This is a genomic window from Streptomyces sp. NPDC020379 (assembly GCF_044387105.1).
Lineage (GTDB): Bacteria > Actinomycetota > Actinomycetes > Streptomycetales > Streptomycetaceae > Streptomyces.
This window is the reverse complement of sequence record NZ_JBIRVR010000029.1, coordinates 67323-91422: the sequence shown is the minus strand read 5'-3', so window position 1 is coordinate 91422 and position 24100 is coordinate 67323. Positions and strand designations below refer to the sequence as shown.

Below are 24100 nucleotides of genomic sequence, written 5' to 3'. Positions count from 1 at the left end.
AAGCGTGCACGTCCATGGGTATGGGGCAGGCCCCCGCCTCCAACCCGCCAACTACGACGCCGATATGTGTACACCGAAAGAGGAATCGAGCACTAAGCAGTTTGGTGAGGTGTGGGTGGCGAGGTGGTAGATGGTGGCGTTCGACGGGTCCTCGGCCTGCTCGATGCGGCGGGCGGCCTCCCCGCCGACCTCCCGGAAACTGACGTCGATCCGGGCGTAGTTGCTGCCGTTGCGGTGCAGCATGAGCGTCGAGGTGAACGCTTCCTCGATCAGGTCGTAGATGCCGTGGCTTCCGCGCGCGGTGGTGGAGCGGAACCGGCCGTGGGTGCCCGGAGGTTGGTCAGTGAGGGCGAGGTTCGGTGCATCCTGAGTCCGAAACATGACGCTCCCGCAACTAGCTATCCAGTCAGGCTGATTGGTTTTCAGCCAATCCCAGTCTTACCTGCCCGTTTTTCGGCATCGCTTGGTAGAACTGAACGCACATTCGGTCTGGTTCGTGGTGTATGCGACGGGGGGAGCGGCATGGACCCGCTGAGTTTTCCAGTCCTTACAGGGGCAGCGCTCACGCAAGCCTTCACCTTCCTGTACGGGCGGCTGGGCGCAGCGCTCGACCGGCGGGCGGAGGCCCGAGACAGGGTTGCGGTCCCCGACGTGCTTCAAGGCGAGCTCCGCTTCCCTCTGTCGCCCGACGAACTGGAAGTCACCAACCGCGAAGAGGCGCTGATCGCGATGCGTGACGCTCTGGAGGTCTTCAACGGCCAAGGGCAGGGGCACCTTCTCCACGGCGGCAACGAGGGTGTGCGCAGGAGCTTGGCGCGCCTACGAGGAGCCCTGGAGGCGGTTTACGGGCAACGCATCACCTTCGTCGGTGAAGAGCGACCCGCGACTGGCTCTCCGGTCGTGGATCAGCGTCTGGGCACCGTCAGGGGCAAGGTGACCGGAATGGACGCCGAGGAGGTCAGCGGTCGCGCCCAGGTGATACAGGACGCCCGCACCGTCGAGGCCGACGCTGAAGTCGTCGGCATCAAGAGCAAGCGCATCATCGGCGGTTGACTTCGGCTGCCCGCGTAGCTGCGATCAATCCCGCAAACAAGCAGCAACGGTCGTATCCACAGGGGGAAGCACGAGCATGGATCAGCCAGACGCGACCGGCATGGGGAACCCGGAGAACGAGCCGGGCGGGCGCACCTCACCGGAGACAACAGACAAGCCCGAAGCAGTCACCGACCCGCCTCCCACGCCGGCCCCGGAGCCGGGTGAGGGGACTGCTGGACCGCTCCACCCCGCCAGCGCCGATAGACCGGAACAGGATCCGTCGCAGCCGGCAGACGAGCTTGTCGGCGACGAGGAACTGGAGGACTGGGAAGACGACGATGAAAGCGAGGGCGCATCTCCTCGTACGATCCAGCGCATAGGCACAAATAACGGCACCGTCATCGGTAACCTGCATCAGACGGTGAGCCGTCTCGTACAGGCCCGCACGCTGACGAGCGAGTGGATCGATGAATGCCTGGTCGGCTTTGTCGAGCCCAAGAACATCCGTGCGGCGCGGCAGAAGCTTGATGAGCATCGCATCGTCGTCCTGGTAGGGGACCGAGGGATCGGCAGGTACACGACTGCGGTACACCTGCTCCACGAGCGCCAAGAGCTACGGCCTCGTCAGGTTCGGCGCGAACCGAATGACAGCTTCAACCTCGATCAACTGAAAGACCAGCGCGGCGCCTGGCTGCTGGACCTCCGAAGCGAGGAGCAAAAGGTCGGTGAAGACTTCGGCCAGAACCTGCTCGCTGATAAAGCAATCTTGGAAGGGAGCCAGTCGATCCTTGTCGTGGCCGTGCGGCCCAACTTGTGGGAGATAACAGGCCGCGGCGCGGATGATCTCGCGGTCCCTCTAGAACACCCGGAAGCAACTGCGATCGTCCGCGCTCGCCTGGAGCAACAACAACCCATTGTTCCGGCAGATGAATGGCTCGCCGACGAAGGAATCGTCAAGAAGCTCGGTGGGCGGAAGCCCGATGATGCGGTTCGCTGGGCGAATGCCATCCGGGCTGAACACTTCGCCCCCGTACTCGAAGAAGATCTCAAGGCGGTCGACGGCAGAAAGCTATCCCGCACACAGATCAAGATAAACAACGTCCTTGAAGCCCTGGGTAGTTGGCGCACTCATTTGCGTACGTGGCATATAGAAAATCCGGACAGTGATCGTCGGAATTTTCTCCTCGCCGCAGCCTTGCTGGAGGGCTCACCCGTCGGAGATATCTTCGAGGCGGCCGCCAACCTCTCACAGAAACTCAAAGACGTAACGAACCATCGTGGCGGGCAAAGCGGCCCGGGAATCATCGAATTGGCTTGGAGTATCGGCGCCACGCTGACACGCCAGGATACGCTTCGTTTCCAGCGGCCGGACTATGCCGACGCCGTCTTGGAGTACTTCTGGGTCGACCGCATGCCCCTCACCGACATCGTCGTACCCTGGATGGCCAACCTTCCGGTTACCTACCCGGAGCATGCGGAACGAATTACCAACCGCCTCGGCCAGTATGTGCTGCGTTATAGCGCACATCATAAGTCCCTCAAGCTGCTTCAGGACGTGGCCACTCAATGGTCCAGTCATAACTCCCTGAAGGATCACGCTCGTGACCTGATTACTGCCGGCGCTCTACACCCAGTGATCGGTCGAGCTATGCGCGACCGACTGAAGAAGTGGGCCCAGGACGAGAAGGGCAAGTTCACCGAGGACTTGAAGGTAGCTGTCGCTCGTGCATGCGGCGGACCACTTGCGGGCGAGTATCCCAAAATGATGCTCTACCGTCTGAGCTTCCTTGCTGCCGCCCCCTCAAACAAAATTGCCCAGGCAGTCGGTGAGTCGATGCAAAAGCTGTGGCATCAGCCGAACGTACGGGGGCAGGTACGCTCCAACCTGTCCACTTGGTGCGCCAGCGACGATTCGGCACTCCGGGAGGCCGGCCGCAGGTCGTTCATGGCCTTGGCCCAAGAACGCAATACATCAGGCATCCCGCTACTGCTCTCGTCTGCTGCCGGAGGAGAGATCCCGCGCAGTGATCAAGCCCTCTTCATAGGCGGGTGGCGCTCTGGGCTCGATTCCCCGTCCTTGGATGAGACCTCTGCATCCGCCTTCAAGCTCTGGATGGACACCGCCCTCCAAATACCGTCGCTAAGAGGGTCGGTCGTTGATATCTTCACGCGGGCCGTCCACGACCCAGCAGCCGACCGCGGACAGTACATCGCGGACAGGTTCCTCAGGCTCACACACTTCGCATACAACTGGGCCCCGGCTGCACTGCCTGATCCGCAAGACGGCCGTAGCGCACTCCGTGAATCGCTCCTGGCTTCTGCACGCGAGGCCGATCCTGCACACCAGCTCCGCACCTCCTACACCGAGAGCTGATGCGCAGATACCGCCACGAACCACGCACGGGCCGCGCTGGCTTCTCCGCGCAACTAGCCAGCGCGAACCCGGACTTCTTTTTCCATGCCGATCTAACCTTGGCCTGGGAGGAGATTTCACCGCCTCCAACGCACCACGATCCGCAGGCAGTGGCATGCGACTATGTGAGAGGCGTGGCCGAATCCGTGGCCAACAAACGCCCGTTGAACCAAGCAGAAATAGTCGAGCACCGAGCCAATACCCTCCTCGGCGTCCCCTGCGACCTCGAAGACCAAGCGGTTCGGATCACATGGGGTCACGCGCAGATCACGGCGGATCCAGCGGACATAGCTGACGCAACCGCAGAGCGACGCCGCCAACGTGAGTCGCGGCTCAAGGCCGAGGAGCAAGATCGGGAGATCGCTCGCATCGAAGCATTCCGGTACCGCGTGCTCAGCGATCCCGGGATGGCGCTCGCCCATTCGTTCATGAACAACCCCGGGAGTTTTGATGAGGGCGCAATCACCCGCATCGAAAACCTTGCCCGAAAGGCCGCCGTTTACGACCCGCAAAACGCTTGGGTAGCCATAGCCCACATACTCCAAGAGTTCATATCTGAACTATCCCCTGATGCCCGCACGGAAATGATCAGCGCACTCCCCTGGTGGTTTGCTCGATACAGAAAATCAGAGTTCACGCAGCGCCTACGTAAAGAGATGGAGCTCCGCAACATCCCCCTCCATCTTGACGAGACGGAAGAGAGCTGAGAGACGGCGCTGCCTTACGTCACGGCTGCCAGTCATACAGTCGCTGGAGCCCCTGACGCCCGGTTGCCCAAGCGGTCACCACGCAGGTCAAGTCCGTTGTCGCCAGGCATCGCCTGCTCCTATGCTCCTGGGCAACCTGTTGACGGAGACGAGTAGCCGCGGGATCACGCGAGCCGAGAGAGCTGCCGGTAGCTGGGAAGGCAGCCTCGCGCCCCGAGGCGAAGACCCTCCCGAGCGCGGGGAGGAACGGCCGTCCGGCCCAATGCCCCGCCGGTTGGCCCCCCGTGACCGGGCCCCGGCGGATGAGGAGGGCAGCCCGCCGGGGCCCGGCCCATGCTCGATCAGATTGCGATGACGCCGCCACCGAAGTCGTAGACGACCGTCTGCCATTCCAGCACTGGACAAATGGCCACCAGCAGCGTGTCCAGACCATTCACCCCACCTGAAGCAACCCGGCCCAGGGCTTCCTCATGGACCGGGAAGTTGCCCTGAAGCGCATCGCAGTGCCAACAGCCGTTGGCCAGCTGTCGCTCGCGTACGGTCCTGCTGTACCGGCTCTTGACACCGGCGGTCAGGTCAGTGCGCCCCATGCGCTGAACCAAGAGCTGGCACAACGCCATCGTCTTCTCATTGTCCGTGGTGTGCAGCCCCACGTAGCCGTGGGAGGGCCGGTCCGGGTACAGCCCTATCAGGCACAAGGTATCCCTGCGGCACTTCCAGCACGCCCTGGTCATGCCGAGCACGCGCAGGTCGACGGTGGTCGCGCAGCCGGACGGCGGCACCGTTGGTAGTTCAAGATTCTCCGGATCAAAGTCCTTGGATTCGGCGAGTTCGTCCAGGCTCCGGCAGGTCGCGCACCACACCTCCCAACCCTCGTCGCCCTTACGGAGGAACCCGCCATTTGGGAACACCAGCACGGAACACCTTGTGCAGCCACCTGCGAACCGGTTTTTCACGCGCTGCCCCTCCTCGGCCGGGATCCGCATCAGGGCACCCCGCCCCCGCGTACGCTACCGGCTGCGCAAAGGAGCCAACTGCCCCGGGGTGAGACAAGGGGGCCTCGAGGCGCTTGGTGCCTCGGGGCCCCCTTGTCGTCCGAGCCACACTAATCCGCAGGTTGAGGCGGCATGGGCCTCCTCCTCCCCATGGGCCCGCAGGTCACTTTGCGGTCACAGTGCAGGCGGGAACAGTCGGGGACCAGCGTGGATAGATGGGTGCCTTTGCCCTGCTAGATCCAGATATGCACAGCTCGGAGAGGCGGGCCGCCGAGGGGATGATCGCGGGTCCAGAGGACCGTGGTGTGGACGCTGCGGCCCAACGACGCGTAGCGACGGCCGCGCGGGCCCGTCCTCCCAGGTGCCGGCGGGTCCTGTGGTCGAACACATAGGCCATCGGTGGCAACCCGCGGGCCGCTGGGCGAGTCCTTCCCTCCAGTAGGCTTCGCGGCGTGCGCCCGTACGGCGTACGCCGGGTAAGGGTCGTCAACCGGGGAGGAACCGGCGTTGCACATCCAGGAGTGGCTCGAGACAGTACCGGCGGTCGCCGTCTATCTGATGGTGGGCGGGGTCATCGGGCTGGAGAGCCTGGGCATCCCGCTTCCCGGTGAGATCGTCCTCGTCAGCGCCACGCTGATGGCCGCCACGCAGGACCACATCAATCCGTACGTCCTGGGTGTCTGCGCCGTCGCGGGCGCGATCGTCGGTGACTCCATCGGCTATCTGATCGGCCGCAAGGGCGGCCAGCCGCTGCTGGACTGGCTCGGCCGGAAGTTCCCCAAGCACTTCGGGCCGAAGCATGTGGCCACCGCCGAGCGCTCGTTCAAGAAGTGGGGCATGTGGGCGGTCTTCGTCGGCCGCTTCATCGCCCTGCTGCGGATCTTCGCCGGTCCGCTGGCGGGCGTGCTGAAGATGCCGTACTGGAAGTTCCTCATCGCGAACGTCCTCGGCGGCATCGCCTGGGCCGGTGGCACCGTCGCGGTGATCTACACCGTCGGCAAGGTCGCCGAGAAGTGGCTCAAGCAGTTCTCCTACCTCGGCCTGGTGGCCGCGGTGCTCTTCGGCCTGGGCTCGTTCGTCGTCATGCGGATCAAGGCCAAGAAGGCGGAGAAGGCCGAGGCCGCCGAGGCGGCCGCCGAGACCGAGGCCGTCGCCACGGTCGACTGACCGCGACCGTCCGCGCCCCGGGCCCCCTCCTCCACGGCGAGGCGGGGGCCCGGGGCTTTTCACGGGTAGGGGGAAGATCACAGCTCACCACCTCTGCCGGGACGGATCCGGCTGAGTACGGTGAGCGGGTGCCGAAGAACCGGAACACGTTCTCATTCGACGCCCCCGAGGCTCTCCGGGCCTGGGGGCGTCGTGCCGCGTCCCGCGCGGTCCACCGCGGCTGGCGGTGGGTCCAGCGGGCCGGCGCGGTGACCGCCGAGCACCCCGGCCCGTACCGCTTCGCCCGGATCGGGCCCGCCACCCGGCTGGCGTTCCCCCTGGGCACGGTGTTCGGCGAGCAGTGGATCGAGCTGGGGGACCACTGCATCATCGGCGAACAGGTCACCCTGACGGCGGGCATGATGCCCGGCCTCGACCTCGGCCCCGAACCCGTGCTGAGCCTGGGCAACGGCGTGGTCCTCGGCCGGGGCAGCCATGTGGTCGCCTCCCAGCGGGTGACCTTCGGCGACGACGTGTTCTGCGGTCCGTACGTCTACGTCACCAGCGACAACCACTCCTACGACGACCCCGCTCAGCCCATAGGCAGGCAGTGGCCGCGCAGCGCGCCCGTCTCGATCGGGCCGGGCAGCTGGCTGGGGACGGGGGCGGTGATCCTGCCGGGCGCGCGGCTCGGGCGGAACGTCGTCGTCGCGGCCGGGGCCGTGGTCCGTGGCGAGGTCCCCGACCACTGCGTGGTGGCCGGCGCCCCGGCCAAGGTCGTACGCCGCTGGGACCCCGGGACCGGCTGGGTGCCGCCGCTGCGGACGCCGGCGCCCGTGCCGATCCCCGACGGGGTGACCCCGCAGCAGCTGCTGTCGCTGGAGGAGGCGGAGCCGGATGCCCGGACGCCCGACGGCCGGGCGGTGTGAGGCGGCGTCAGCCCGCCGCCGGCAGGACCGTGCCGACGCTGTCGGTGCCGGCCAGGCCGCCGAGGAACGGGATCGTGGGTCAGATCTCGTTGTTCCACATGCGGAACATGGTGCAGAGGCCGTTCTTGTCGAACGTCACGGTCCAGAGGTTGGCGAAGACGCCGAGCTCTTTGTAGCGGCCGGTTCCTTCGATGGCCGCGGTGTCGCCGTTGCGGGTGAGGAGGGACCAGTCGAAGTCCCAGCCGCCCTCCTGCCAGGGCGCGCGGCTCTGCCAGCCTTCGACGATGGCGTCGCGGCCGACCCAGTCGGTCTCGTAGGGCCACTCGTGGTATTCGGCCCGCGGGGTGAACAGCGCGGCGATGTCCTGCTCGCTGTTGCTCACCCAGGCCCGCAGATATCCCTCGACCCAGGTGCGAACCTGGTCTTCGGTCACCATGACAGCTGCCTTTCCGTGCGGGGAGACGTGCGGTTCAGCCCTGGGCGGTCGGGCGGACGACGAGTTCGTTGACGTCGACGTCGGCGGGCTGGGAGATGGCGTAGTGGATCGCTTCGCCGATCGCCGCGGCGGGGATGGCAATGGCCATCTGGCCCGTGACCGCTTCCTTGGTGTCCTGGTCACCGATGGTGTCGGTCAGTTCGCTGCGGGTCAGACCGGGACTGATCACGGTGACCCGCAGGTGCCGGCTCTCCTGACGCAGACCCTCCGAAAGGGCACGGACCGCGTGCTTGGTGGCGCTGTAGACGGCGGCGGTCGGGTCCACCCGGAGCCCGGACACGGAGGCGATGTTCACGATGTGCCCGGAACCCTGCGCGTCCATGATCGGCAGGACGGCGGCGATGCCGTGCAGGACTCCGCGCAGGTTGACGTCGATCATGCGGTCCCACTCGTCGGTCCGCAGCGCGTCCAGGCGCGACAGGGGCATCACTCCGGCGTTGTTGACCAGGACGTCGATCCGGCCGTACCGGTCGCGGGCGGCCTGGACGAAGGACCGCATGCCGAGCGGGTCGGTCACGTCCAGGGTGTGCGGCAGGGCGCTGCCGCCATCGGCTTCGATCTCCTTGGCCAGGGCCGCCAGGCGCTCGCCGCGGCGCGCCCCCAGGACCACCTGGTGGCCGGCGGCGGCCAGGCGCCGGGCGGTGGCCTCGCCGATGCCGCTGCCGGCCCCGGTGATCAGCACGGTCTTCGAGGCAGTCGTGGTGGCCGGATACGTCATGCTCGTTCCTTCATCAGGTCGACGGTCTCGTGGGTGGACCGTCCGGTTCCGTCAGCATGGGCCCGATCCCGCGCGGGCGGCAGGAGGGCTCTTCCTGGGTGCCGCACTCCTAGGAACGACCGGCGTAGGCTTTCGGACATGAGCGGCAATGAACTGGGCGAATTCCTGCTGGCGCGCCGTTCCCGGGTCAGTCCGCAAGAGGCGGGGCTTCCCCGGTCCACGGGCCGCCGGGTGAGCGGGCTGCGGCGTGAGGAGGTCGCCGTGCTCGCCGGGGTCAGCGCCGACTACTACGCCCGCCTGGAGCAGGGCCGCGAACGCCACCCCTCCGGCCAGGTCATCGACTCCCTCGCCCGAGCCCTGAACCTGGACTCCGACGCCTGCTGGCACGCCTACCGCCTGGCCGGTCTCGTACCGCGCGACGAAGCCGCCGGCCTCGCCCCGGAGCGCGTGGCCCCGCAGCTGCAGCGGCTGATGGACGCGTTCCCGGCGGCGGTCGCCTACGTCATCAACCGCCGCCTGGACGTTCTCGCGGCCAACCCGCCGGCCACCGCGCTGCTCTCGCCGCTGGCGAACCCGCGTCACATGGCCCGCTCCCTCTTCCGCGACCCCGCCGCACGCACCCTGTTCGTGGAGTGGGACACGGTGGCGCGTGACACCGTCGCCGCGCTGCGGCTCGCCTACGGCCACGAGCGCCACGACCCCCACCTCGCGGCCCTGATCGACGAACTCCGCGCGGGGAGCGAGGAGTTCACGGCGTTGTGGGAGCGTCAGGACGTCGCTCGACTGGGAAGTCGGTTCAAGACCTTCCACCACCCCCTCGCGGGCCGGATGACGCTCTCGTACCAAACGTTCGAGGTGCAGGACGCTCCCGGACAGAGTCTGCTCGTCGGCACCGCCGAACCCGGCAGCGAGGACGCCGACCGCCTGGCGTCGCTCTGTGCCGTGCGGCCGCCGCGGGACCGGCAGGCGCTCACCACCCCTCAGTAACGGAAACCATCGTTTTCGTTTAAGGTGGGGGCATGCCCCGCTTGAGCGAGGAGCGCCGCGAAGAGCGGCGGCGCCACATCCTCACCAGTGCCTGGAGTTGCTTCTCCCGTAACGGCTTTCACGCCACGTCGATGGATGACGTCATCGCCGCGACCGGCATGTCCTCCAGTGCGGTCTACCGCTACTTCCGCAGCAAGGACGACCTCATCGACGCCGCCGCGGACGAGGCCCTGACCCTGGTCGGGGACCTCTTCGAGCGGCTGCTGGAACGCCGCCCCACGCCTTCGCCCGCCGAGGTCCTGCGGACCATGGCCGCCGAAGCCCGCGAGCGGGGCGAGGGCCGGCCGTATGACCTGACCCGTATCGCGATCCAGGCATGGGGCGAGGCGCTGCGCAGCCCGGAACTCGAAGGACGCACCCGGACCTTCTACCTGGGCGTGCGCGACAAGCTCGCCGAACTGGCCCGCCGCTGGCGCGAAGAGGGCACCATGGCGTCCACGGCGGACCCGGAGCAGGTCGCGACCGTCCTTATGACACTTATGCCCGGGCTCCTGGTCGGCCGCCACCTGGTGACGCCGGTCGACGCGGACCAGCTGGTCGGCGGCCTCTCCTCCCTCGCCCTGGCCCTCGGCGGCGCTTCGCGCCCGTGATCATGGTGGCGGCCGCACCTGTGCCGGCCGTGGAGGGCGGCAGCTGGGGCCGGTGATGGTTGCCGCGTGCCCGCGGACGGGGTCAGGGCCGGGGGCACGGGGTGAGCGGTTCCGGGTGCGGGGGCGCGGCCAGCAGGTCTGCGGCGACCGCGCGGAAGACGTTCATGTGGGGTGTCGCATGGTGAGCGTCCAGGGCTTGTCGGCCTGTCCACTCCTCGTAGACGACGAAGGCGTCCGCATTCCGCTGACTGCGGTGCACCCGGTAGGCGATGCAGCCCGGTTCACGACGGGTGGCACGCGCCAGGGGCAGCAGACGGGACTCCAGCAGATCGCCCTGGCCGGGCACCGCCGTGATCCTGGCCAGCAGGCACAGCGTCGCGGCGGTGTCGTCCGTGCCGAGGTCATCGGCTGGTTCCGGCTCGGGTGCGGGGCCGGTGCTGAGCCAGGGTGAGTCGTACTCGATGCGTGCGGAGTCCAGGCCGTGGGGCGTGGTGGTGTACAGGCGCAGGCGTTGTCCGTCGGGGTCGGGGATGACCAGGAGCCAGCCCACCAGGGCGACGACCGGCGGGGAGTGCGGAACGTCGAGGGTGTCCAAGTGGGCGATCCAACGGTCCAGGGCGGTCCGGTCGTCGACGGCCAGGGTGAGGAAGTCGTAGCCCTCGACGGCGGTGGCGGTGACCGGGTCCAGTCGCAGTTCGAGGCGGGTGCCCAGGCCGGGGACGTCGAGGACGACAGCGAAGAGGGTTCCGCCGGGGCGGCGGTGGTCCAGCTCGGTCAGGCGGTGGGCGCCCAGCACGTCGCCGTACCACCGGGCGCTGCGTTCCAGGTCGGTGACGGGCAGTTTGAGGTGATGGATGCCCAAGGGCACGGGGTTCGTCGGGGTTCGGGCGGTGTCCATGGCTACTCCTGGGGCTGTGCCTGTGCTGCGAGAGGGGCGGTGCGCTCGACGCGGGTGCCGTTGCGCCACAGGGCGGTGATGGTGCGCAGCGCGGTGATGTCGCGGGTGGGGTCGCCGTCGACGAGCAGCAGGTCGGCCCGGAGTCCCGGGGCGACGCGTCCGCGGTCGGTGAGGCCGAACGCGTCGGCGGGGGCGGCGGTGGCGGCCGTCAGAGCCTGGGCGGGGGTGAGGCCGGAGGCGACGAGCAGGGCGAGTTCGCCGTGGTAGCTGATGCCGTGGGCGGTGGGGTGACCGTGGCCGCCCGTGCCGTCGGTGCCCGCGAGCAGGGGCACACCGAGGCGGAACATCCGCAGGGCGGCGTCGGCGGCGTGCCGGGGATCCACTCCGAGAGGGCCGATTCGCTGTGCGGGGTCGATGGTGCGGATCTCGTCCAGGTCCGCCAGCCACCGCGGGTCCGCGTAGGGGCGCAGCCTGGGATCGTCGGCGAGGGCGTACTCGGCCGGGTGGGGCGTCATGCCGGTGAGTGCGGTGAGGGTGGGCACGACGAACACGCCGCCCGCTGCCGCGGCTTCGATCAGGTCCTGGTCGCCGGGTCCGTCGGCGGGGGCGTGGGCCAGGCCGTCGATGCCGCAGTCGATGGCCTGACGTGCCGCGCCGCGGGTGAGGGTGTGGGCGACGGTCCGCAGTCCCCGCTCGTGTGCGGCCCGGATCAGGGCGGTGACCGTCCGCGGGGACATGAGGGGCAGGGGCTTGCCGATGGCGGTGCCGTCCTCGATGAAGATCTTCAGATGGTCCGCACCCTCGGCGACGCGGGCCGCGACGAAGGCGTCGGCCTCGTCGGGCCCTGCGACCGTGGGGAACGGTTCGATCATGCCTAGTTCGGCCAACTGACAGGGGTGGCCGCCGGGGGCGGTCGCGCCGGTGGTGGCGACGCGTACGTCGGCCAGGTCGTCCCGCTCGTCGGCGGCGGCACGCATCCGCCGGGCGGTCTCGGCGGAGCCGCCCATGTCGAGCTCGGTCGTGATCCCGAACAGCAGGGCCTGGCGCAGCTGAGCGGTGTCGGTGGTGTGGGTGTGGGCGTCGATGAGGCCGGGCAGCAGGGTGCGTCCGGTGCCGTCCAGGACCGTCGCTCCGGCTGGGCTCTCCAGGTGGGCCCCGACGGCGGCGATCACCGGGCCGTCGATGAGGACATCCTGTGCGGGCAGCAGCCGGCTTCCGTCGAAGACGGCCGCCTGGCGGATGAGGGTGGGGGAAGTGGCGTGAGAAGTCATGTCAGTGTCTCCTCGAACGGGCTTTTGTCCGGGCGGACTTACCGCGGCAGGTGCTGGCCGAGCCGTTCCGCGACGGCGGCCGGATCGCTGGGGACGCCGGCGGCGGCCAGGTAGCCGTCGGGGCGCACGAGGAGCGTGGTCGGCAGGTCGGGGACGTACCGCACGGCCAACGCCCCCTGCCTGTCTGCCGTGATGGCACGCCGTGGTGTGCCGGGCAGGGCGAGGGTCCAGTGCAGGCCGTCCGGCGGGACGGCCAGGGGTGAGACGCGCGTCCCGGGGCGGGGGGTGCCGAGGTCGGGTTCGCTGGTGTAGGCGATGTCGAGCTGGGCGAGGGTGGAGGCCAGCCAGTCGGTGATGCCGGGGGTGGCTGCCGCCGCCGCGAGCAGCGCGTTGCGGCGTCGGCTCGCCGCCGGGCCGGCGAGGGCGGCGATCCGGGCGAACGTGCTTGTAAAAGCGACGAGTTGAGCTGCGACCGGCTGACGTTCGCGGTGGTAGCTGTCGAGGAGCGTCTCGGGCGCTGTGCCGGACAGGACGGCGTGAAGCTTCCAGGCCAGGTTCCCGGCGTCCTGCATTCCGGTGTTCATGCCCTGGGCGCCGGCGGGACTGTGCGTATGGGCGGCGTCTCCGGCCAGGAAGACCGGTCCGGCGCGGAACCGCTCGGCCACCCGCTCCTGGGCCCGGTAGGTGGAGGCCGCCACGACTTCCAGCACGCGGTTTCGCTCTCCCGCGGGGCCGCGCGTCGCCAACAGCCGCTCCACATCGCCCGCATCGGGTGCGGTCGTGCCGGGCGGCACGGGGGCGACCAGACGGTGCAGGCCGTCGGCGAGCGGGGACATCAGCAGCAGCCCCGCCTCCGACAGGCAGAACGCGGCATCCTCGGACGCCGCCGTCTGCCGCCCAGGTGTGAGGCGGACGTCGGCGAGCGCGAACAGCTGCTCCGGGGAGTCCCCCGGGAACGCGATCCCGGCCGCCGTGCGCACCGTGCTGTGAACGCCGTCGCAGCCCACCAGATACCGGGCACTCACCACACGGGCTATGCCGTCCGGGCCGGCGACCGTCGCGGTCACGCCCGGGAAATCGGCGGTGAAGCCCATCAGCCGGTGCTCGCGGTGCACGCCGCCGCCCAGCTCCACGAGCCGGCGCGTCAGGATTTCCTCGGTGGTCTGCTGGGAGGCCAGCAGCATGTAGGGGTGCGGTGTGTCGAGGTGGTCGTAACAGGCCCGCAGCAGTATCCGGTCCCGGTCGCGCAGGCAGAAACCCCGCCCCTTCTTCCCGCGCTCGACAAGAGCCGCACCGACTCCGATCCGGTCCAGGTACTCCAGCGTCCGCGGCTGCACCGCGGCCGCCCTGGATCCGGGCCGGATCCCGGCATCGCGGTCGATCAGGACGTGGTCCACGCCCAGTCGGCGCAGGCTCGCCGCCAGAGTCAGACCCGAGGGTCCCGCTCCGGAGACCAGAACGTCCGTCCGGCACGGAAGGGAGTGGACCGCTGGCGACTTCGGCATGATGCGCTCCTCGCCGTCCGGCGGGGGTGGCGGCGGCCGGGTGAGAGCGAGCGGCGCCACCCCAACACCAAACGAAAACGTTCGTTTGCGTTTCAATGCAAAGGTAGCAGTCGGCCGCCCATAGCGCAAACGATCGTTCCCTTTTGGGTTGCGGGACCAGTGCACCCCGCTCAGCCTCCGGACTTCAGCGAACCGCATGTCCCGGCCCGACCGGACAGGACAGGACCTGATGTTCACCGGCCGGTTCACTCACGCGGCGATCAGCGCATCAGAAGCCCAGCCGTTTCGGGTCAATGCTGCTCCCGGGTGAACGGGGTGGTCTGCTGCCCGGGAGCGTGCTCCGGTCTGCCTGGGTCGCAGCTCGCGAGGCGGCGCTGGACGAGACCCGGCTGAAGTCGGCCGGAACTGGATTCACCCCGTCCCCGGCCGAGGTCGTGCGGTGCCGGGAAGGGGCCGGCTGTGTCGCCGCCGAGGACGCCTGTACCGGTCCCTGTCATGGCCGCGGGGGTCGCGGAGGAGGGTGGTGCGGGTCAGCCCGCTGCCAGCAGGACCGTGCCGACCAGGGCCAGGCCCGCGCCTGTCGCTTGCACGGAGCGGAGGCGTTCGCTGAGGACACCGCGTGCGGCGAGTGCGGTGACGACGGGGTAGAGGGAGGCGGGGACGGCGGCGATGGTGCCTCGCTGGCCACCACGAGCGTGAGGACACCGGACGTCACCGTGAGCAGCTCGACCGTGCCGGGCGGGTGCGGGTCGGAGACATTGCTGTCACCGGGGGCGATGCGCCAGTCCCACGGCTCCAGCGGCCCCCGGCAGTGCACCGTGCCCGCCGGAACGTCCGCGACCTTCGACGGCGGCGCCCCGCACGCCTACCGCAACGACGGTCCGGAAGACGTCACGATGACGATGGCCGTGGCCGTCGCCACGATGACGATGGCCGTGGCCGTCGCCCCCGCCCACTGACGCCTCCGCGGGGGCTTGGGTAAAACCTCTGCCACGACGTCGCGGCTGCGTGTCCGGCGAAGCGGACCCGGTCGTACCGCGAAGTCGCAGTTCAGGCTCCGCCTCGCCCGTGCCGGGCCCCTCCGTGCGGGCCGCCGCGCGCCCGGGGAAGTCGCGCGGGGGAGGTTGACGGGGCCGCGCCACGGGCGGACGATTTATATAGGTGCTCGATACAACAGACGTGCGGGGGTCGCCGAGCAGGTGCCGCGCATCCGTCGCGCCCGCTCACGCTTCCCGGCGGCCCCGGCCCGGATCAGGAGGGCATGGCATGTGTGGCATCACCGGCTGGATTTCCTTCGACCGTGATCTGCGCGCCGCGCAGCAGACCGTGGACGCGATGACGGAGACGATGTCCTGCCGCGGCCCCGACGACAGCGGCACCTGGGTCAAGGGGCCCGCGGCACTCGGCCACCGCCGTCTCGCGATCATCGACCTGGCCGGCGGCCGGCAGCCGATGACCGCACGCCGCGCCGACGGCAGCGAGGTCGTCCTCGTCTACTCCGGCGAGGCGTACAACTACACCGAACTGCGTGCGGAGTTGATATCCCGCGGCCACCGCTTCCGCACCGGCTCGGACACCGAGGTCGTCCTGCGCGGCTACCTCGAATGGGGCGAGGCCGTCGCCGAACACCTCAACGGAATGGTCGCGTTCGCGATCTGGGACGAGCAGCGCGAGCGGCTCGTCATGGTCCGCGACCGCATGGGCATCAAGCCGTTCTACTACTACCCCACCACCGACGGCGTGCTGTTCGGCTCCGAGCCCAAGGCGATCCTCGCCAACCCCGCCGCCGAGCGGAACGTCGGCCTCGAAGGGCTCCGCGAGCTCTTCTCGTTCATCAAGACCCCCGGCCACGCGGTCTGGGAGGGCATGCACGAGGTCGAGCCCGGCACTGTCGTCACCGTCGACCGCAACGGCCTGCGCAGCCACGTCTACTGGGCGCTGCGCACCCGCCCGCACACGGACGACAAGGACACCTCGATCGCGCACGTCCGCACGCTGCTCGACGACATCGTCCGTCGTCAGCTCGTCGCCGATGTCCCGCGCTGCACCCTGCTCTCCGGCGGCCTCGACTCCTCGGCCATGACCGCGCTGGCGGCCCGTCAGCTCGGCGAGGCGGGCGAGACGGTGCGCAGCTTCGCCGTCGACTTCGTCGGCCGGACCGAGAACTTCGTGGCCGACGAGCTGCGCGCCACCCCCGACACGCCCTTCGTGCACGACGTGGCCCGTCTCGCCGGCACCGAGCACCAGGACATCGTCCTGGACTCGACCGCGCTCGCCGATCCCGAGGTGCGCTCCAAGGTGATCCGGGCGCGGGACATTCCCGTGGGCTTCGGGGACATGGACTCCTCCCTCTACCTCCTCTTCAAGGAGATCCGCAAGCACTCGACCGTCGCCCTGTCCGGCGAGTCGGCCGACGAGGTCTTCGGCGGCTACCGGCAGTTCTTCGACGAGGAGGCCCGCCGGGCCGACACCTTCCCCTGGCTCGTCCACCACGCGCGGGACTTCGGTGACGACGACGGCATCCTGACCCCGGGGCTGACCGAGGCGCTCGACCTGGACTCCTACGTCCAGGACGGCTACGGCGCCGCGGTCAAGGACATCGAACGCCTCGAAGGCGAGAGCGACTTCGAATTCCGCATGCGCAAGATCTGCTACCTGCACCTCACGCGCTTCGTGCGGATCCTTCTCGACCGCAAGGACCGCGCGAGCATGGCCGTCGGGCTGGAGGTGCGCGTGCCCTTCTGCGACCACCGGCTCGTGGAGTACGTCTACAACACGCCGTGGTCCCTGAAGTCCTTCGACGGACGCGAGAAGAGCCTGCTGCGGGAGGCCACCGCCGACGTCCTGCCGCGGTCGGTCTACGACCGCGTCAAGAGCCCGTACCCCTCCACCCAGGACCCCCAGTACGCCGTCGCTCTCCAGGGCCAGGCCAAGGACCTGCTCTCCCGGCCCTCGCACGCCGTCTTCGGCATTGTCGACCGCGACTGGCTGCGCCGGGCGGCGCACGACGACGCCCCCCAGATCACCCAGGCGTCCCGGCACGGCCTGGAGCGCACGCTGGACCTGGCTCTGTGGTTGGACATGTACTCGCCCACTATCATGATCCCCTGATCAAACCGTACGGGGCGGTGGGCAAAGCGATGACGATCGGCGACGACGACGCACTGCACCTGGTGATCTCCCTGCACCGGCTCACCCGGAGCCTGCGCAGGGCCTCCACCGCGGGCAGCGTCCAGCCGACCCACATCGCCATCCTGGTGCTGCTGGCCAAGGGCCCGGCCCGCATCGGCGAGATCGCCGCCTGGGTGCCCTGCTCCCAGCCCACCGCCACCTCCGCCGTCCTGGCCATGGAGGCATCGGGCCTGATCCGCCGCGCACCCGACCCGACCGACGGGCGCGCCTGCCGGGTCACGCTCACCGAACGCGGCGCCGCCGCCCTGGCCGACCTCGCGCGCGGCGAGGCCGAGGTGCTCTCCAGGCGCCTCGCCTCGCTGCGCCCCGACGAGATCCGGCAACTCGTCGACGTGGGGCCCCTGCTGCGGCGGCTCGCGGAAGCCACCGACTGAGGGCCCCGCCCGCGGTCAGCCCAGGCGGGGGATCTCGATCGCCGGGCAGCGGTCCATCACCATCGAAAGCCCGGCCGCGCGCGTCCGTTCGTACGCCTCCTCGTCCACGACGCCCAGCTGGAACCACACCGCCTTCGCGCCGATCGCGACCGCCTCGTCCGCGACCGCGCCCGCGAGGTCGCTGTTGACGAAGACGTCCACCACGTCGACGGGGAAGGGGATCTCCGCGAGCGTCGCGTACCCCTTCTCCCCGTGCACCGTCTCCGCTCTGGGGTGGACGGGCACGACGCGCTTGCCGTACCGCTGCAACACCTGGGCGACGCCGTAGGCCGCCCGGCCCTCGTTGGACGACAGACCGACGACCGCCCACGTGTCGCCGGTCTCCTCGATGATCCTGCGGATGCTCCCCGCCTCTGCGTACATGCCCGCTCAACGAGCCTGCCCGCCGGACCATTCCCGGAGTGCGCATAGGGTGGCGGGATGCAGGACCAGTACCGGACAGTGGCGCGCGCAGGCGTCCATGAGATCGAGGTCAACAAGTCGCGCTTCCTCTGTGCGCTCGCGCCCGCCGCGACCGAGGAGGAGGCCCAGGCTTTCATCGCGCGCGTCCGCAAGGAGCACCCCACCGCCCGCCACCACTGTTTCGCGTACGTCCTCGGCGCCGACGGCTCCGTCCAGAAGGCCAGCGACGACGGGGAGCCGGGCGGCACCGCGGGCGTCCCCATGCTCCAGATGCTGGTGCGCCGCGAGGTGCGGTACGTGGTCGCCGTCGTCACCCGTTACTTCGGCGGCGTGAAGCTCGGCGCGGGCGGGCTCATCCGGGCCTACGGCGGTGCCGTCGGCGAGGCGCTCGACGTCCTCGGCACGGTGACCCGCCGGCGGTTCCGGCTGGCCACCGTCACCGTCGACCACCAGCGGGCCGGGAAGCTGGAGAACGACCTGCGGGCCACCGGACGGGCCGTGCGCGAGGTGGACTACGGCGCGGACGTCCGCATCGAGGTCGGCCTGCCCGAGGCCGAGATCGAGGGCTTCCGCGCCTGGCTGGCCGACACCACCGCGGGCACGGCGGGCCTGGAGCTCGGCGGCGAGGCGTACGGCGACGCCTGAACCGCCGGGCCCGCCCGGCCCGCGGGGTCAGATGTAGTCCTCCAGCCGGGCCAGCGCGTAGCCCTGCTCGGTCGCCTCGCGCAGCACCGTGCGCAGCATGTCCGGCATGGTGGCGTTCCACGCCTGCGGGCCGTTGAAGTGCGTGAGGATGATGTCGCCGGGGTGGAACCGCGGGTCGTCCTCGCGGTAGTCGATCCGGTCCGGGAACGCCTCCTCGTTCCACAGCGGCGCGGCACGCGCTCCGCACTCCTCGGCGACGGCGAGGGTGCCCGCGTCGAAGTCGCCGAACGGCGGCCGGAACAGCCACGGGCGGACACCGATCTCGTTCTGCAGGATGTCCTGCTGACCGCAGACCTCCGCGCGCTGCTCGTCCTCGGAGATCGTGATCATCTGAGGGTGGTGCAGGGTGTGGTTCTGGATCGACGCGCCCTGCGCGTGCAGGTCGCGGAAGTAGCCGTAGTCGTCGGCGGCCGACTCGTCGGTGAGGAACGCGGTGACCGGGATGTCCAGGTCCCGCAGCATCTGAAGGAACGCGTGGTCCTTCGCCGCCCCGTCGTCGATCGTCAGGAAGACGACCTTCTCCTCAGTCGGCACGCTCGCGAAGACGGGGATCAGGCCGGGGCCCTGGTCCGCCCAGTCGGGCGTGGTCAGCTGGGGTTTGACCTTGGGCGGGGGCGGCGCCACGAGCGGCGGCCGGTCCAGCCCCCACTTCCTGGCGGCCGCCATCCGCTCCTCGCGCGTCTGCTGCACCTGGGCCACGCCGGCCTGCGCGTGTCCGTCGTCCTGGTGCGTTTCCAGGGGCGCCGTCCCCCAGGTGGCGCAGGCGCTGCCGCCGGCGAGGAGCAGAAAGGCGGTCAGCAGACGGGTGACGGGGCGGCGGGCCGCCCCCGGGGGAGTGCGTACGGAGCGTATGAGTCGCATAGTCCGGATCCTGGCAGCGGGGTCCGGCGGGCGCGCGCCCGGTTACGCCCATCGGGTCCGCGCCCGGCGCGCGGGAGTGACGGTCCGTCGCCCGGGCCGTGCCACCGAAGGTCCCGTGGGGGCGGACCGAACCATCGGGTGGTCCGACCACAGGGTTAGTGGGACGAAGCCGCTCCGCGTTGACCGGCGCTCCGGCGCTTATCTAGTCTTCATTCAGGACAAGTTGCCAGGTCCTTTCGGGGGAGCCGCCCTTCCGGGCGAGCCAAGGGGGCCTGATCTCGCGTGCACGCCGGGTCTCATCGGCGATTCGGCGCGCCTCGCATGGCGTGAAGGGATCTCAGTCTCTTGATGATTTCCACTCCTGTGCTCGTGGACCCCGCACCGAACGCCTCGTCGGCGGGGGCCGCGGACCTCCGGCCGCCGTCCGGCCACCCGGGTGCGGCGCACCCCTTCGCCCGCTTCAGCGAGGTGGAGGCGCGCGTCATCGAGGGCATCGCCGCCGGGGAGGCGACCGTCCCCCTCGCCTCGCGCCTCCACCTGAGCAGACAGGACGTCGAGCACCACGTGACGTGCCTGCTCCGGAAGCTGGACGTCCGCAGCCGGGCCGCGCTCGTCTCGCGCGCCTACTCCCTCGGGGTCCTTCAGGCGGGCACGTGGCCGCCGCGGGCCGTGGCGGACCTCGTCGGCTGAGCGGCCGGGAGGCGCCGGCTGAGCCGGATACGCGCGCTGCCGTACGGGGGACGGCAGCGCGCGTACGGCCCTCAGGACGGGACGGGCGGCCGCGTGTGGCACGCCTCGATCAGGGCCCGCAGCTCGGCGCGGGGCGGGTCGGGGCGCACCGCGAGGAAGGCCGGCATCGAGGGGGCGGGGCCGCACAGCGGGCGGAAGACCACGCCCGGCACGGCCAGTTGGCGCGCGTAGGGCGCGTAGAGGACCGTCCACGACGGCTTGCCGTAGCCGATCGTGGCCAGCGTGTCCTGGTCGGTGGTGTACTCCGGGCCGAGGACCGGTTCGAAACCGGCCTCCCGGCACGAGCTCATGACCAGCTCGTACAGCGTGGGGTTCCTGGCCTCGGCGGCCAGCCGCAGCGGCAGCCCCGCCAGGAGCGCCATGTCGATCGTGCCCCGCACGGCGAGGTCGTGACGGGCGGGCAGCGCGGCCATGAGGTCGTCCTCCCACAAGGGAAGCAACTCCAGCTCCGGCACGGCCCGTTCGCCCCGCAGCAGCGTCGCGTCCAGCTCGCCGGAACGCACCCGCTTGAGCCGGTCGTCGGTGGCGGCCGTGACCAGTTCGAGCTGGGCGTGCGGGGCGAGCCGGGTGAACTCGGCGAGTATTCCCTCCAGCCGCGTGCCGAGCCCGGCGCTGGTGCCCAGCCGGAGCGTGGTGTTCCGCTCGGACCGCAGCTCGTCGATCGCCTCCCGCGCCCGGTCCTGCGCGGCCAGCACCTCCCGGGCGTGCGGCAGCAGCCGCCGGCCCGCCTCGGTCAGCCCGACGGCGCGGGTGGTGCGGTCGAACAGCCCCACCTCGAGCTCCCGCTCCAGCCTGCGCACCTGCTGGCTGACCGCCGACTGCACGATGTGCAGCCGCTCCGCCGCCCGCCCGAAGTGCAATTCCTCCGCCACGGTCAGGAAGTACCGCAACTGCCGGATCTCCATGCCCCACCCCATTGATCTGAATCCGCGATGAGTGTAGGCGCACTTCGGATCTTGGCCGACGGCGGTGCCCGCGACGAGAGTGGTGCGCACCGAGCCGTACACGGCGGCCGGCCCGTAAACCGCCGGCCGTAGCGTGCGGACGCACCCAGCCGTACACCGAGGAACGAGGAACACCGATGCCCAGCACCACCCTGCCGATCAGCGGCGGCACGGCCACCGTCGAGTACGACATCACCGGGAGCGGCCCGGGGCTCGTGCTCGTGCACGGCACCGCGGCGACCCGCGAGCAGTGGGGGCCGCTGACCGAGGCCGTCGCCGACAGGTTCACGGTGGTGGCCCCCGACCTCTCGGGATCGGGCGGCACCACCGACCACGGCGGGCCGGTCACCCTCGCCGATCTCGCCGACGAGGTGCTCGCTGCGGCCGACCACGCCGGGCTGGACTCCTTCCACCTCGCCGGCCACTCGCTCGGCGCGGCCGTGGCGACCCACATCGCGGGCACCCGGCCCGAACGCGTCCGCTCCCTCGCGCTGCACGCGGGCTGGGTGCGCACGGACACCCGGATGGCGGCCGAATTCCACGCCTGGCTGGAACTGCTGCGCGTGGACGCGGAACACGGGACGGCCCTGTTCGCGCGGGCGGTGCCGCTGATGGCCTTCGGCCCGCGCTACTGGGAGGGCGTCGCCGCCCCGGCCCACGAGGAGCTGGTCCGCGCGCTCGACGGGATGATCGACGGCGCGGGCGCGGCCCGGCAGACCGAGGCCGACCTCACCGTCGACCTGCGCCCCCTGCTCGGCCGGATCACCGCCCCGACGCTCGTGCTGGCCAGCGCGCACGACCGGCTGATCGGCGCCGAGCAGCAGCAGGCGCTGCTGTCGGGCATCGCGCGGGCCCGCTACGCCGAGATCGACGCCGGGCACGGCGCGCCCGGCGAGGACCCGGCCGGGTTCGCGGCGAAGCTGGCCGCCTATCTGGACGAGCGGCTCACGGCGGACCGGGAGCCGGTCGCCGCTCCCTGAACCCCCGGGCTCAGACCTCCAGTTCCGCTTCTATGTGCCTGAGCTGGTGCCGGGCCATGGCGAGATTCGCCCGCTGCGCGTCGAGGACGAGGTAGAGGAAGAGGCCGTTGCCGCCGCGCCCGGTGAGCAGTCTGATCAGGTGGTACTGCGTGCCGAGCGTGATGAGGATGTCCTCGATCCGGTCCTGGATACTGAGCATTTCCATGGCGCGCAGCTTGGCCCGTACGACATCGGTGTTCGCCGCCGCGGCGACATTGAGGTCGAGCGACTGGGACCCGCCCAGGGTGCCGAGCGCCATGCCGCTGCCGTAATCGACGAGGGCCACGCCGAGGGCCCCCTCGATCGAGCTCATCGCGTCCTTCAGTGCCATTTCGGTGTTCGCCATGACGGTTCCGCTTTCGGTGTCGGTGATGGGTTTCGGTGCGGGGCTCGCTCGCTCAGGTCTGCCGCCGGTGCGACGCGTCCACCAGCGCGGCTATCCGGGGGCAGGCCCGGCGGGCCTCCAGATTCAGCCGGCCCACATTGGCGTCGGCCGCGGCCAGCAGCGTCAGCACGCTCGACGCCCCGGCGGCGTAGGTGGCCACATAGCCGAATTCGCCGCTGACCAGCAGCTCGCGGAAGCCTCCGTGGCCCACGGCGTCCGCGAGCCGGGCGCCCACACCCAGGGCCGCGGCGGTCAGCGCGGCCATGCCGTCGGGCTCGGCGCCGGCGAGGAGATGCGCGATCACCAGCCCGTCCGTGCTCGCCACCATCGAACCGGTCAGATGGGGTACCCGGACCCGTAACTCCTGGAGCTCGGCGAGCACTTCGGGTGGTGCTGCGGTCATCGACTGCCTCCTTCCGGCGAACTGTCTCAAAGCGCGCCTCATCATGGGATCGGTCGAAACTGGCGGCTGCACGGCACGGTCACATTCCTCTCCAGCCCGTGGGCGATTACCAGTGGCGTGTCCGTTGCGACGGAAGGTAACCGATCGTGCGGGTGTGGCTCACGGTTTTGGCATTTGTCGCCGGAAAATCCGGCCTAGGGCCGGCCGGGGCCCGGCGGAGGCATTCGCCGACGTGCGGGCACGGGTGCGGCGCAAATGTGAAGCGGTCGGTGTGCGCCAAGGTGACCGAAAACGACGCTTCAGCCCCGCGCGCCACCGGGCGCCGAGTTCACTGGTGGCCCTTTGCGGCACGGCTCCGCCTCCGGCGCCGGGCCGGACGTATCCAAGCGGCGCAGGGCTCGGGGTGATGGTCGGCGTGGCATCTGCCGTCGAGCAGCCCCTTGCGGGGCTCACGCACGGGACCCATCGACGGCTGGAATGAGACGGTAGTCGTGCTGAGCGCGCCCGCAGGCCGGGCCTAAGCTGCAACCATGCTTGATCGAATAGGGGTTCGTCCCGCCCGCTTGGCCACCGCCATGTCGACCGTATTCCTGCTCCTCGGCACAGTCGCCGCCTGTGGCACGGGATCGGCCTCCCCGGCCGGCGCCGCACCATCGCCCGCGTCGTCCACCAGATCACCGGTCAACTCGCCGTCGCCGGCGGCAGAAGCGGAGGATGCCTTACCTCCTGGCCGCGCCGCTGCGGCACAGTCGGAGGCCGAACCGGCCGACGTGAAAGACGCTGACTCTCCTGGTCGGCGTGACGGCAGCAATTACGACAACCTCTCGCCGGAGGGCAGAGAAGCCCACGACACCGAGAACTGCGCCAAGACCCCGGGCAAGAAGAAGGGCAGCTGCAACGAACTTCACCGCAAGTGCCGGGAGAGTGGTGCCACTGTCGTCTCCTCGAAGGGTGAAGAACTCACCTGCCGGACGTCTCCGAAGGACGGCCGACTGCGTTGGCTCGCCGATGGTGAATGAACGGCCCACGAGCGCGGCGGTCGGACGTCCGTGGCGGAACGAGACCCTCCAGTACGTCTCGCGGAGCCGCGCTCGCCGCTGTCGGCCCGGCCTGGCCGTCGCGTAGGCGCTCGGCTTCCCGGACCCGTCCCGACGATGATCCTCCTTGCCGGGGATCCGTCCAGTGGCCCCGGGCCCCGCGGACCACAATCGCCCCATGGCCCCCGGCCCCCCACCCGGATGGGAGACTGAGGGGC

Annotated in this window: 25 protein-coding genes and 2 pseudogenes; 14 read left to right on the top strand and 13 right to left on the bottom strand. The window is 70.0% G+C overall.

The genetic code is table 11. From position 1 onward, the window contains the following. Positions 1-51: 51 nt before the first annotated feature. Positions 52-381: a hypothetical protein gene (locus ACH427_RS29020; protein ID WP_398874171.1), complete on the bottom strand. Its 330-nt coding sequence runs from the start codon at positions 379-381 to the stop codon at positions 52-54. A 141-nt stretch (positions 382-522) separates the two neighbouring features. Here ACH427_RS29020 and ACH427_RS29015 point away from each other — a divergent pair, with 141 nt between their 5' ends. The 3 genes from ACH427_RS29015 to ACH427_RS29005 all read left to right on the top strand — a co-directional run bounded on the left by ACH427_RS29015 (position 523) and on the right by ACH427_RS29005 (position 4155). Continuing rightward, positions 523-1053, top strand: a complete 531-nt coding sequence (locus tag ACH427_RS29015) for a hypothetical protein (RefSeq protein WP_398874169.1) — start codon at positions 523-525, stop codon at positions 1051-1053. Positions 1054-1129: 76 nt separating this feature from the next. Next, positions 1130-3409 (top strand): hypothetical protein, encoded by a 2280-nt coding sequence (locus tag ACH427_RS29010; RefSeq protein WP_398874167.1) that lies wholly within the window; start codon positions 1130-1132, stop codon positions 3407-3409. Continuing rightward, entirely contained in the window at positions 3409-4155 is a 747-nt protein-coding gene (locus ACH427_RS29005; protein ID WP_398874166.1) for a hypothetical protein, read from the top strand. The genes ACH427_RS29010 and ACH427_RS29005 overlap by 1 nt, the downstream gene beginning before the upstream one ends. A 341-nt stretch (positions 4156-4496) precedes the next feature. Here the strand turns inward: ACH427_RS29005 and ACH427_RS29000 are convergent, their stop codons facing one another. Next, positions 4497-5141: a hypothetical protein gene (locus ACH427_RS29000; protein ID WP_398874164.1), complete on the bottom strand. Its 645-nt coding sequence runs from the start codon at positions 5139-5141 to the stop codon at positions 4497-4499. A gap of 516 nt (positions 5142-5657) precedes the next feature. Here ACH427_RS29000 and ACH427_RS28995 point away from each other — a divergent pair. Together ACH427_RS28995 and ACH427_RS28990 are read left to right on the top strand one after the other, a co-directional pair. Next, positions 5658-6317 carry a DedA family protein gene (locus tag ACH427_RS28995; protein WP_398874162.1) on the top strand — a complete coding sequence of 220 codons (660 nt, stop codon included), beginning with the start codon at positions 5658-5660 and terminating at the stop codon, positions 6315-6317. A 128-nt stretch (positions 6318-6445) separates the two neighbouring features. Further along, the gene (locus ACH427_RS28990) at positions 6446-7225 is read left to right on the top strand and encodes an acyltransferase (protein ID WP_398874160.1); all 780 of its coding nucleotides are present in this window, start codon (positions 6446-6448) and stop codon (positions 7223-7225) included. Positions 7226-7304: 79 nt separating this feature from the next. On the opposite strand, the gene ACH427_RS28985 is transcribed toward ACH427_RS28990, so the two are convergent. Beyond that, entirely contained in the window at positions 7305-7661 is a 357-nt protein-coding gene (locus ACH427_RS28985) for a nuclear transport factor 2 family protein (protein WP_398874158.1), read from the bottom strand. Positions 7662-7695: 34 nt separating this feature from the next. After that, positions 7696-8439 (bottom strand): SDR family oxidoreductase, encoded by a 744-nt coding sequence (locus ACH427_RS28980; RefSeq protein ID WP_398874156.1) that lies wholly within the window; start codon positions 8437-8439, stop codon positions 7696-7698. A 138-nt stretch (positions 8440-8577) separates the two neighbouring features. On the opposite strand from ACH427_RS28980, the gene ACH427_RS28975 reads away from it, so the two are divergent. Continuing rightward, on the top strand, positions 8578-9426 hold the full coding sequence (locus ACH427_RS28975; protein WP_398874154.1) for a helix-turn-helix domain-containing protein: 849 nt from the start codon (positions 8578-8580) through the stop codon (positions 9424-9426). 32 nt (positions 9427-9458) lie between these two features. After that, positions 9459-10076, top strand: a complete 618-nt coding sequence (locus ACH427_RS28970; RefSeq protein WP_398874152.1) for a TetR/AcrR family transcriptional regulator — start codon at positions 9459-9461, stop codon at positions 10074-10076. A gap of 82 nt (positions 10077-10158) precedes the next feature. Here the strand turns inward: ACH427_RS28970 and ACH427_RS28965 are convergent, their stop codons facing one another. The 4 genes and pseudogenes from ACH427_RS28965 to ACH427_RS28950 all read right to left on the bottom strand — a co-directional run. Then, positions 10159-10974 (bottom strand): antibiotic biosynthesis monooxygenase, encoded by an 816-nt coding sequence (locus ACH427_RS28965; RefSeq protein ID WP_398874150.1) that lies wholly within the window; start codon positions 10972-10974, stop codon positions 10159-10161. Positions 10975-10976: 2 nt separating this feature from the next. Continuing rightward, positions 10977-12245, bottom strand: a complete 1269-nt coding sequence (locus ACH427_RS28960; protein ID WP_398874148.1) for an amidohydrolase family protein — start codon at positions 12243-12245, stop codon at positions 10977-10979. A 38-nt stretch (positions 12246-12283) separates the two neighbouring features. After that, the gene (locus ACH427_RS28955) at positions 12284-13750 is read right to left on the bottom strand and encodes an FAD-dependent monooxygenase (protein WP_398874146.1); all 1467 of its coding nucleotides are present in this window, start codon (positions 13748-13750) and stop codon (positions 12284-12286) included. A 530-nt stretch (positions 13751-14280) separates the two neighbouring features. Next, positions 14281-14424 (bottom strand): annotated as a pseudogene (locus ACH427_RS28950) (EamA family transporter); the annotation flags it as partial. 42 nt (positions 14425-14466) lie between these two features. Between ACH427_RS28950 and ACH427_RS28945 the strand changes: the two are divergent. The 3 genes from ACH427_RS28945 (at position 14467) to ACH427_RS28935 (ending at position 17316) form a co-directional block, all read left to right on the top strand. Then, on the top strand, positions 14467-14709 hold the full coding sequence (locus ACH427_RS28945; RefSeq protein WP_398874144.1) for a hypothetical protein: 243 nt from the start codon (positions 14467-14469) through the stop codon (positions 14707-14709). Positions 14710-15016: 307 nt separating this feature from the next. Next, positions 15017-16861 carry an asparagine synthase (glutamine-hydrolyzing) gene (gene asnB / locus ACH427_RS28940; RefSeq protein ID WP_398874142.1) on the top strand — a complete coding sequence of 615 codons (1845 nt, stop codon included), beginning with the start codon at positions 15017-15019 and terminating at the stop codon, positions 16859-16861. Between the two features lie 29 nt (positions 16862-16890). Beyond that, complete coding sequence (locus tag ACH427_RS28935; RefSeq protein ID WP_398874140.1) at positions 16891-17316, top strand: MarR family winged helix-turn-helix transcriptional regulator; 426 nt, start codon at positions 16891-16893, stop codon at positions 17314-17316. A 15-nt stretch (positions 17317-17331) separates the two neighbouring features. On the opposite strand, the gene ACH427_RS28930 is transcribed toward ACH427_RS28935, so the two are convergent. Beyond that, a complete protein-coding gene (locus tag ACH427_RS28930; protein WP_398874138.1) occupies positions 17332-17739 on the bottom strand; it encodes a CoA-binding protein in 408 nt (135 codons plus the stop codon). A 57-nt stretch (positions 17740-17796) separates the two neighbouring features. Here ACH427_RS28930 and ACH427_RS28925 point away from each other — a divergent pair, with 57 nt between their 5' ends. Next, entirely contained in the window at positions 17797-18423 is a 627-nt protein-coding gene (locus ACH427_RS28925) for a YigZ family protein (protein ID WP_398874136.1), read from the top strand. Between the two features lie 27 nt (positions 18424-18450). Here ACH427_RS28925 and ACH427_RS28920 read toward each other — a convergent pair whose 3' ends face one another. Continuing rightward, positions 18451-19344 (bottom strand): polysaccharide deacetylase family protein, encoded by an 894-nt coding sequence (locus tag ACH427_RS28920; RefSeq protein WP_398874134.1) that lies wholly within the window; start codon positions 19342-19344, stop codon positions 18451-18453. Positions 19345-19806: 462 nt separating this feature from the next. On the opposite strand from ACH427_RS28920, the pseudogene ACH427_RS28915 reads away from it, so the two are divergent. Next, positions 19807-20034 (top strand): annotated as a pseudogene (locus ACH427_RS28915) (LuxR C-terminal-related transcriptional regulator); the annotation flags it as partial. A gap of 71 nt (positions 20035-20105) precedes the next feature. Here the strand turns inward: ACH427_RS28915 and ACH427_RS28910 are convergent. Then, a complete protein-coding gene (locus ACH427_RS28910; protein ID WP_398874132.1) occupies positions 20106-20999 on the bottom strand; it encodes a LysR substrate-binding domain-containing protein in 894 nt (297 codons plus the stop codon). A 176-nt stretch (positions 21000-21175) separates the two neighbouring features. Here ACH427_RS28910 and ACH427_RS28905 point away from each other — a divergent pair, with 176 nt between their 5' ends. Next, positions 21176-22018 carry an alpha/beta fold hydrolase gene (locus ACH427_RS28905; RefSeq protein WP_398874130.1) on the top strand — a complete coding sequence of 281 codons (843 nt, stop codon included), beginning with the start codon at positions 21176-21178 and terminating at the stop codon, positions 22016-22018. A 10-nt stretch (positions 22019-22028) separates the two neighbouring features. Here the strand turns inward: ACH427_RS28905 and ACH427_RS28900 are convergent, their stop codons facing one another. Next, on the bottom strand, positions 22029-22403 hold the full coding sequence (locus ACH427_RS28900) for a hypothetical protein (RefSeq protein WP_398874129.1): 375 nt from the start codon (positions 22401-22403) through the stop codon (positions 22029-22031). Between the two features lie 52 nt (positions 22404-22455). Further along, the gene (locus tag ACH427_RS28895; protein WP_398874127.1) at positions 22456-22845 is read right to left on the bottom strand and encodes a roadblock/LC7 domain-containing protein; all 390 of its coding nucleotides are present in this window, start codon (positions 22843-22845) and stop codon (positions 22456-22458) included. 530 nt (positions 22846-23375) lie between these two features. On the opposite strand from ACH427_RS28895, the gene ACH427_RS28890 reads away from it, so the two are divergent. Further along, positions 23376-23864 carry a hypothetical protein gene (locus tag ACH427_RS28890; protein WP_398874125.1) on the top strand — a complete coding sequence of 163 codons (489 nt, stop codon included), beginning with the start codon at positions 23376-23378 and terminating at the stop codon, positions 23862-23864. Positions 23865-24100: the final 236 nt, after the last annotated feature.

Coding starts and splice junctions, on each gene's coding strand:
- ACH427_RS29020 (WP_398874171.1), bottom strand. CDS start 381: ATGTTTCGGACTCAGGATGCACCGAACCTCGCCCTCACTGACCAACCT.
- ACH427_RS29015 (WP_398874169.1), top strand. CDS start 523: ATGGACCCGCTGAGTTTTCCAGTCCTTACAGGGGCAGCGCTCACGCAA.
- ACH427_RS29010 (WP_398874167.1), top strand. CDS start 1,130: ATGGATCAGCCAGACGCGACCGGCATGGGGAACCCGGAGAACGAGCCG.
- ACH427_RS29005 (WP_398874166.1), top strand. CDS start 3,409: ATGCGCAGATACCGCCACGAACCACGCACGGGCCGCGCTGGCTTCTCC.
- ACH427_RS29000 (WP_398874164.1), bottom strand. CDS start 5,141: ATGCGGATCCCGGCCGAGGAGGGGCAGCGCGTGAAAAACCGGTTCGCA.
- ACH427_RS28985 (WP_398874158.1), bottom strand. CDS start 7,661: ATGGTGACCGAAGACCAGGTTCGCACCTGGGTCGAGGGATATCTGCGG.
- ACH427_RS28980 (WP_398874156.1), bottom strand. CDS start 8,439: ATGACGTATCCGGCCACCACGACTGCCTCGAAGACCGTGCTGATCACC.
- ACH427_RS28975 (WP_398874154.1), top strand. CDS start 8,578: ATGAGCGGCAATGAACTGGGCGAATTCCTGCTGGCGCGCCGTTCCCGG.
- ACH427_RS28970 (WP_398874152.1), top strand. CDS start 9,459: ATGCCCCGCTTGAGCGAGGAGCGCCGCGAAGAGCGGCGGCGCCACATC.
- ACH427_RS28965 (WP_398874150.1), bottom strand. CDS start 10,974: ATGGACACCGCCCGAACCCCGACGAACCCCGTGCCCTTGGGCATCCAT.
- ACH427_RS28960 (WP_398874148.1), bottom strand. CDS start 12,245: ATGACTTCTCACGCCACTTCCCCCACCCTCATCCGCCAGGCGGCCGTC.
- ACH427_RS28955 (WP_398874146.1), bottom strand. CDS start 13,750: ATGCCGAAGTCGCCAGCGGTCCACTCCCTTCCGTGCCGGACGGACGTT.
- asnB (WP_398874142.1), top strand. CDS start 15,017: ATGTGTGGCATCACCGGCTGGATTTCCTTCGACCGTGATCTGCGCGCC.
- ACH427_RS28935 (WP_398874140.1), top strand. CDS start 16,891: ATGACGATCGGCGACGACGACGCACTGCACCTGGTGATCTCCCTGCAC.
- ACH427_RS28930 (WP_398874138.1), bottom strand. CDS start 17,739: ATGTACGCAGAGGCGGGGAGCATCCGCAGGATCATCGAGGAGACCGGC.
- ACH427_RS28925 (WP_398874136.1), top strand. CDS start 17,797: ATGCAGGACCAGTACCGGACAGTGGCGCGCGCAGGCGTCCATGAGATC.
- ACH427_RS28920 (WP_398874134.1), bottom strand. CDS start 19,344: ATGCGACTCATACGCTCCGTACGCACTCCCCCGGGGGCGGCCCGCCGC.
- ACH427_RS28910 (WP_398874132.1), bottom strand. CDS start 20,999: ATGGAGATCCGGCAGTTGCGGTACTTCCTGACCGTGGCGGAGGAATTG.
- ACH427_RS28905 (WP_398874130.1), top strand. CDS start 21,176: ATGCCCAGCACCACCCTGCCGATCAGCGGCGGCACGGCCACCGTCGAG.
- ACH427_RS28900 (WP_398874129.1), bottom strand. CDS start 22,403: ATGGCGAACACCGAAATGGCACTGAAGGACGCGATGAGCTCGATCGAG.
- ACH427_RS28895 (WP_398874127.1), bottom strand. CDS start 22,845: ATGACCGCAGCACCACCCGAAGTGCTCGCCGAGCTCCAGGAGTTACGG.
- ACH427_RS28890 (WP_398874125.1), top strand. CDS start 23,376: ATGCTTGATCGAATAGGGGTTCGTCCCGCCCGCTTGGCCACCGCCATG.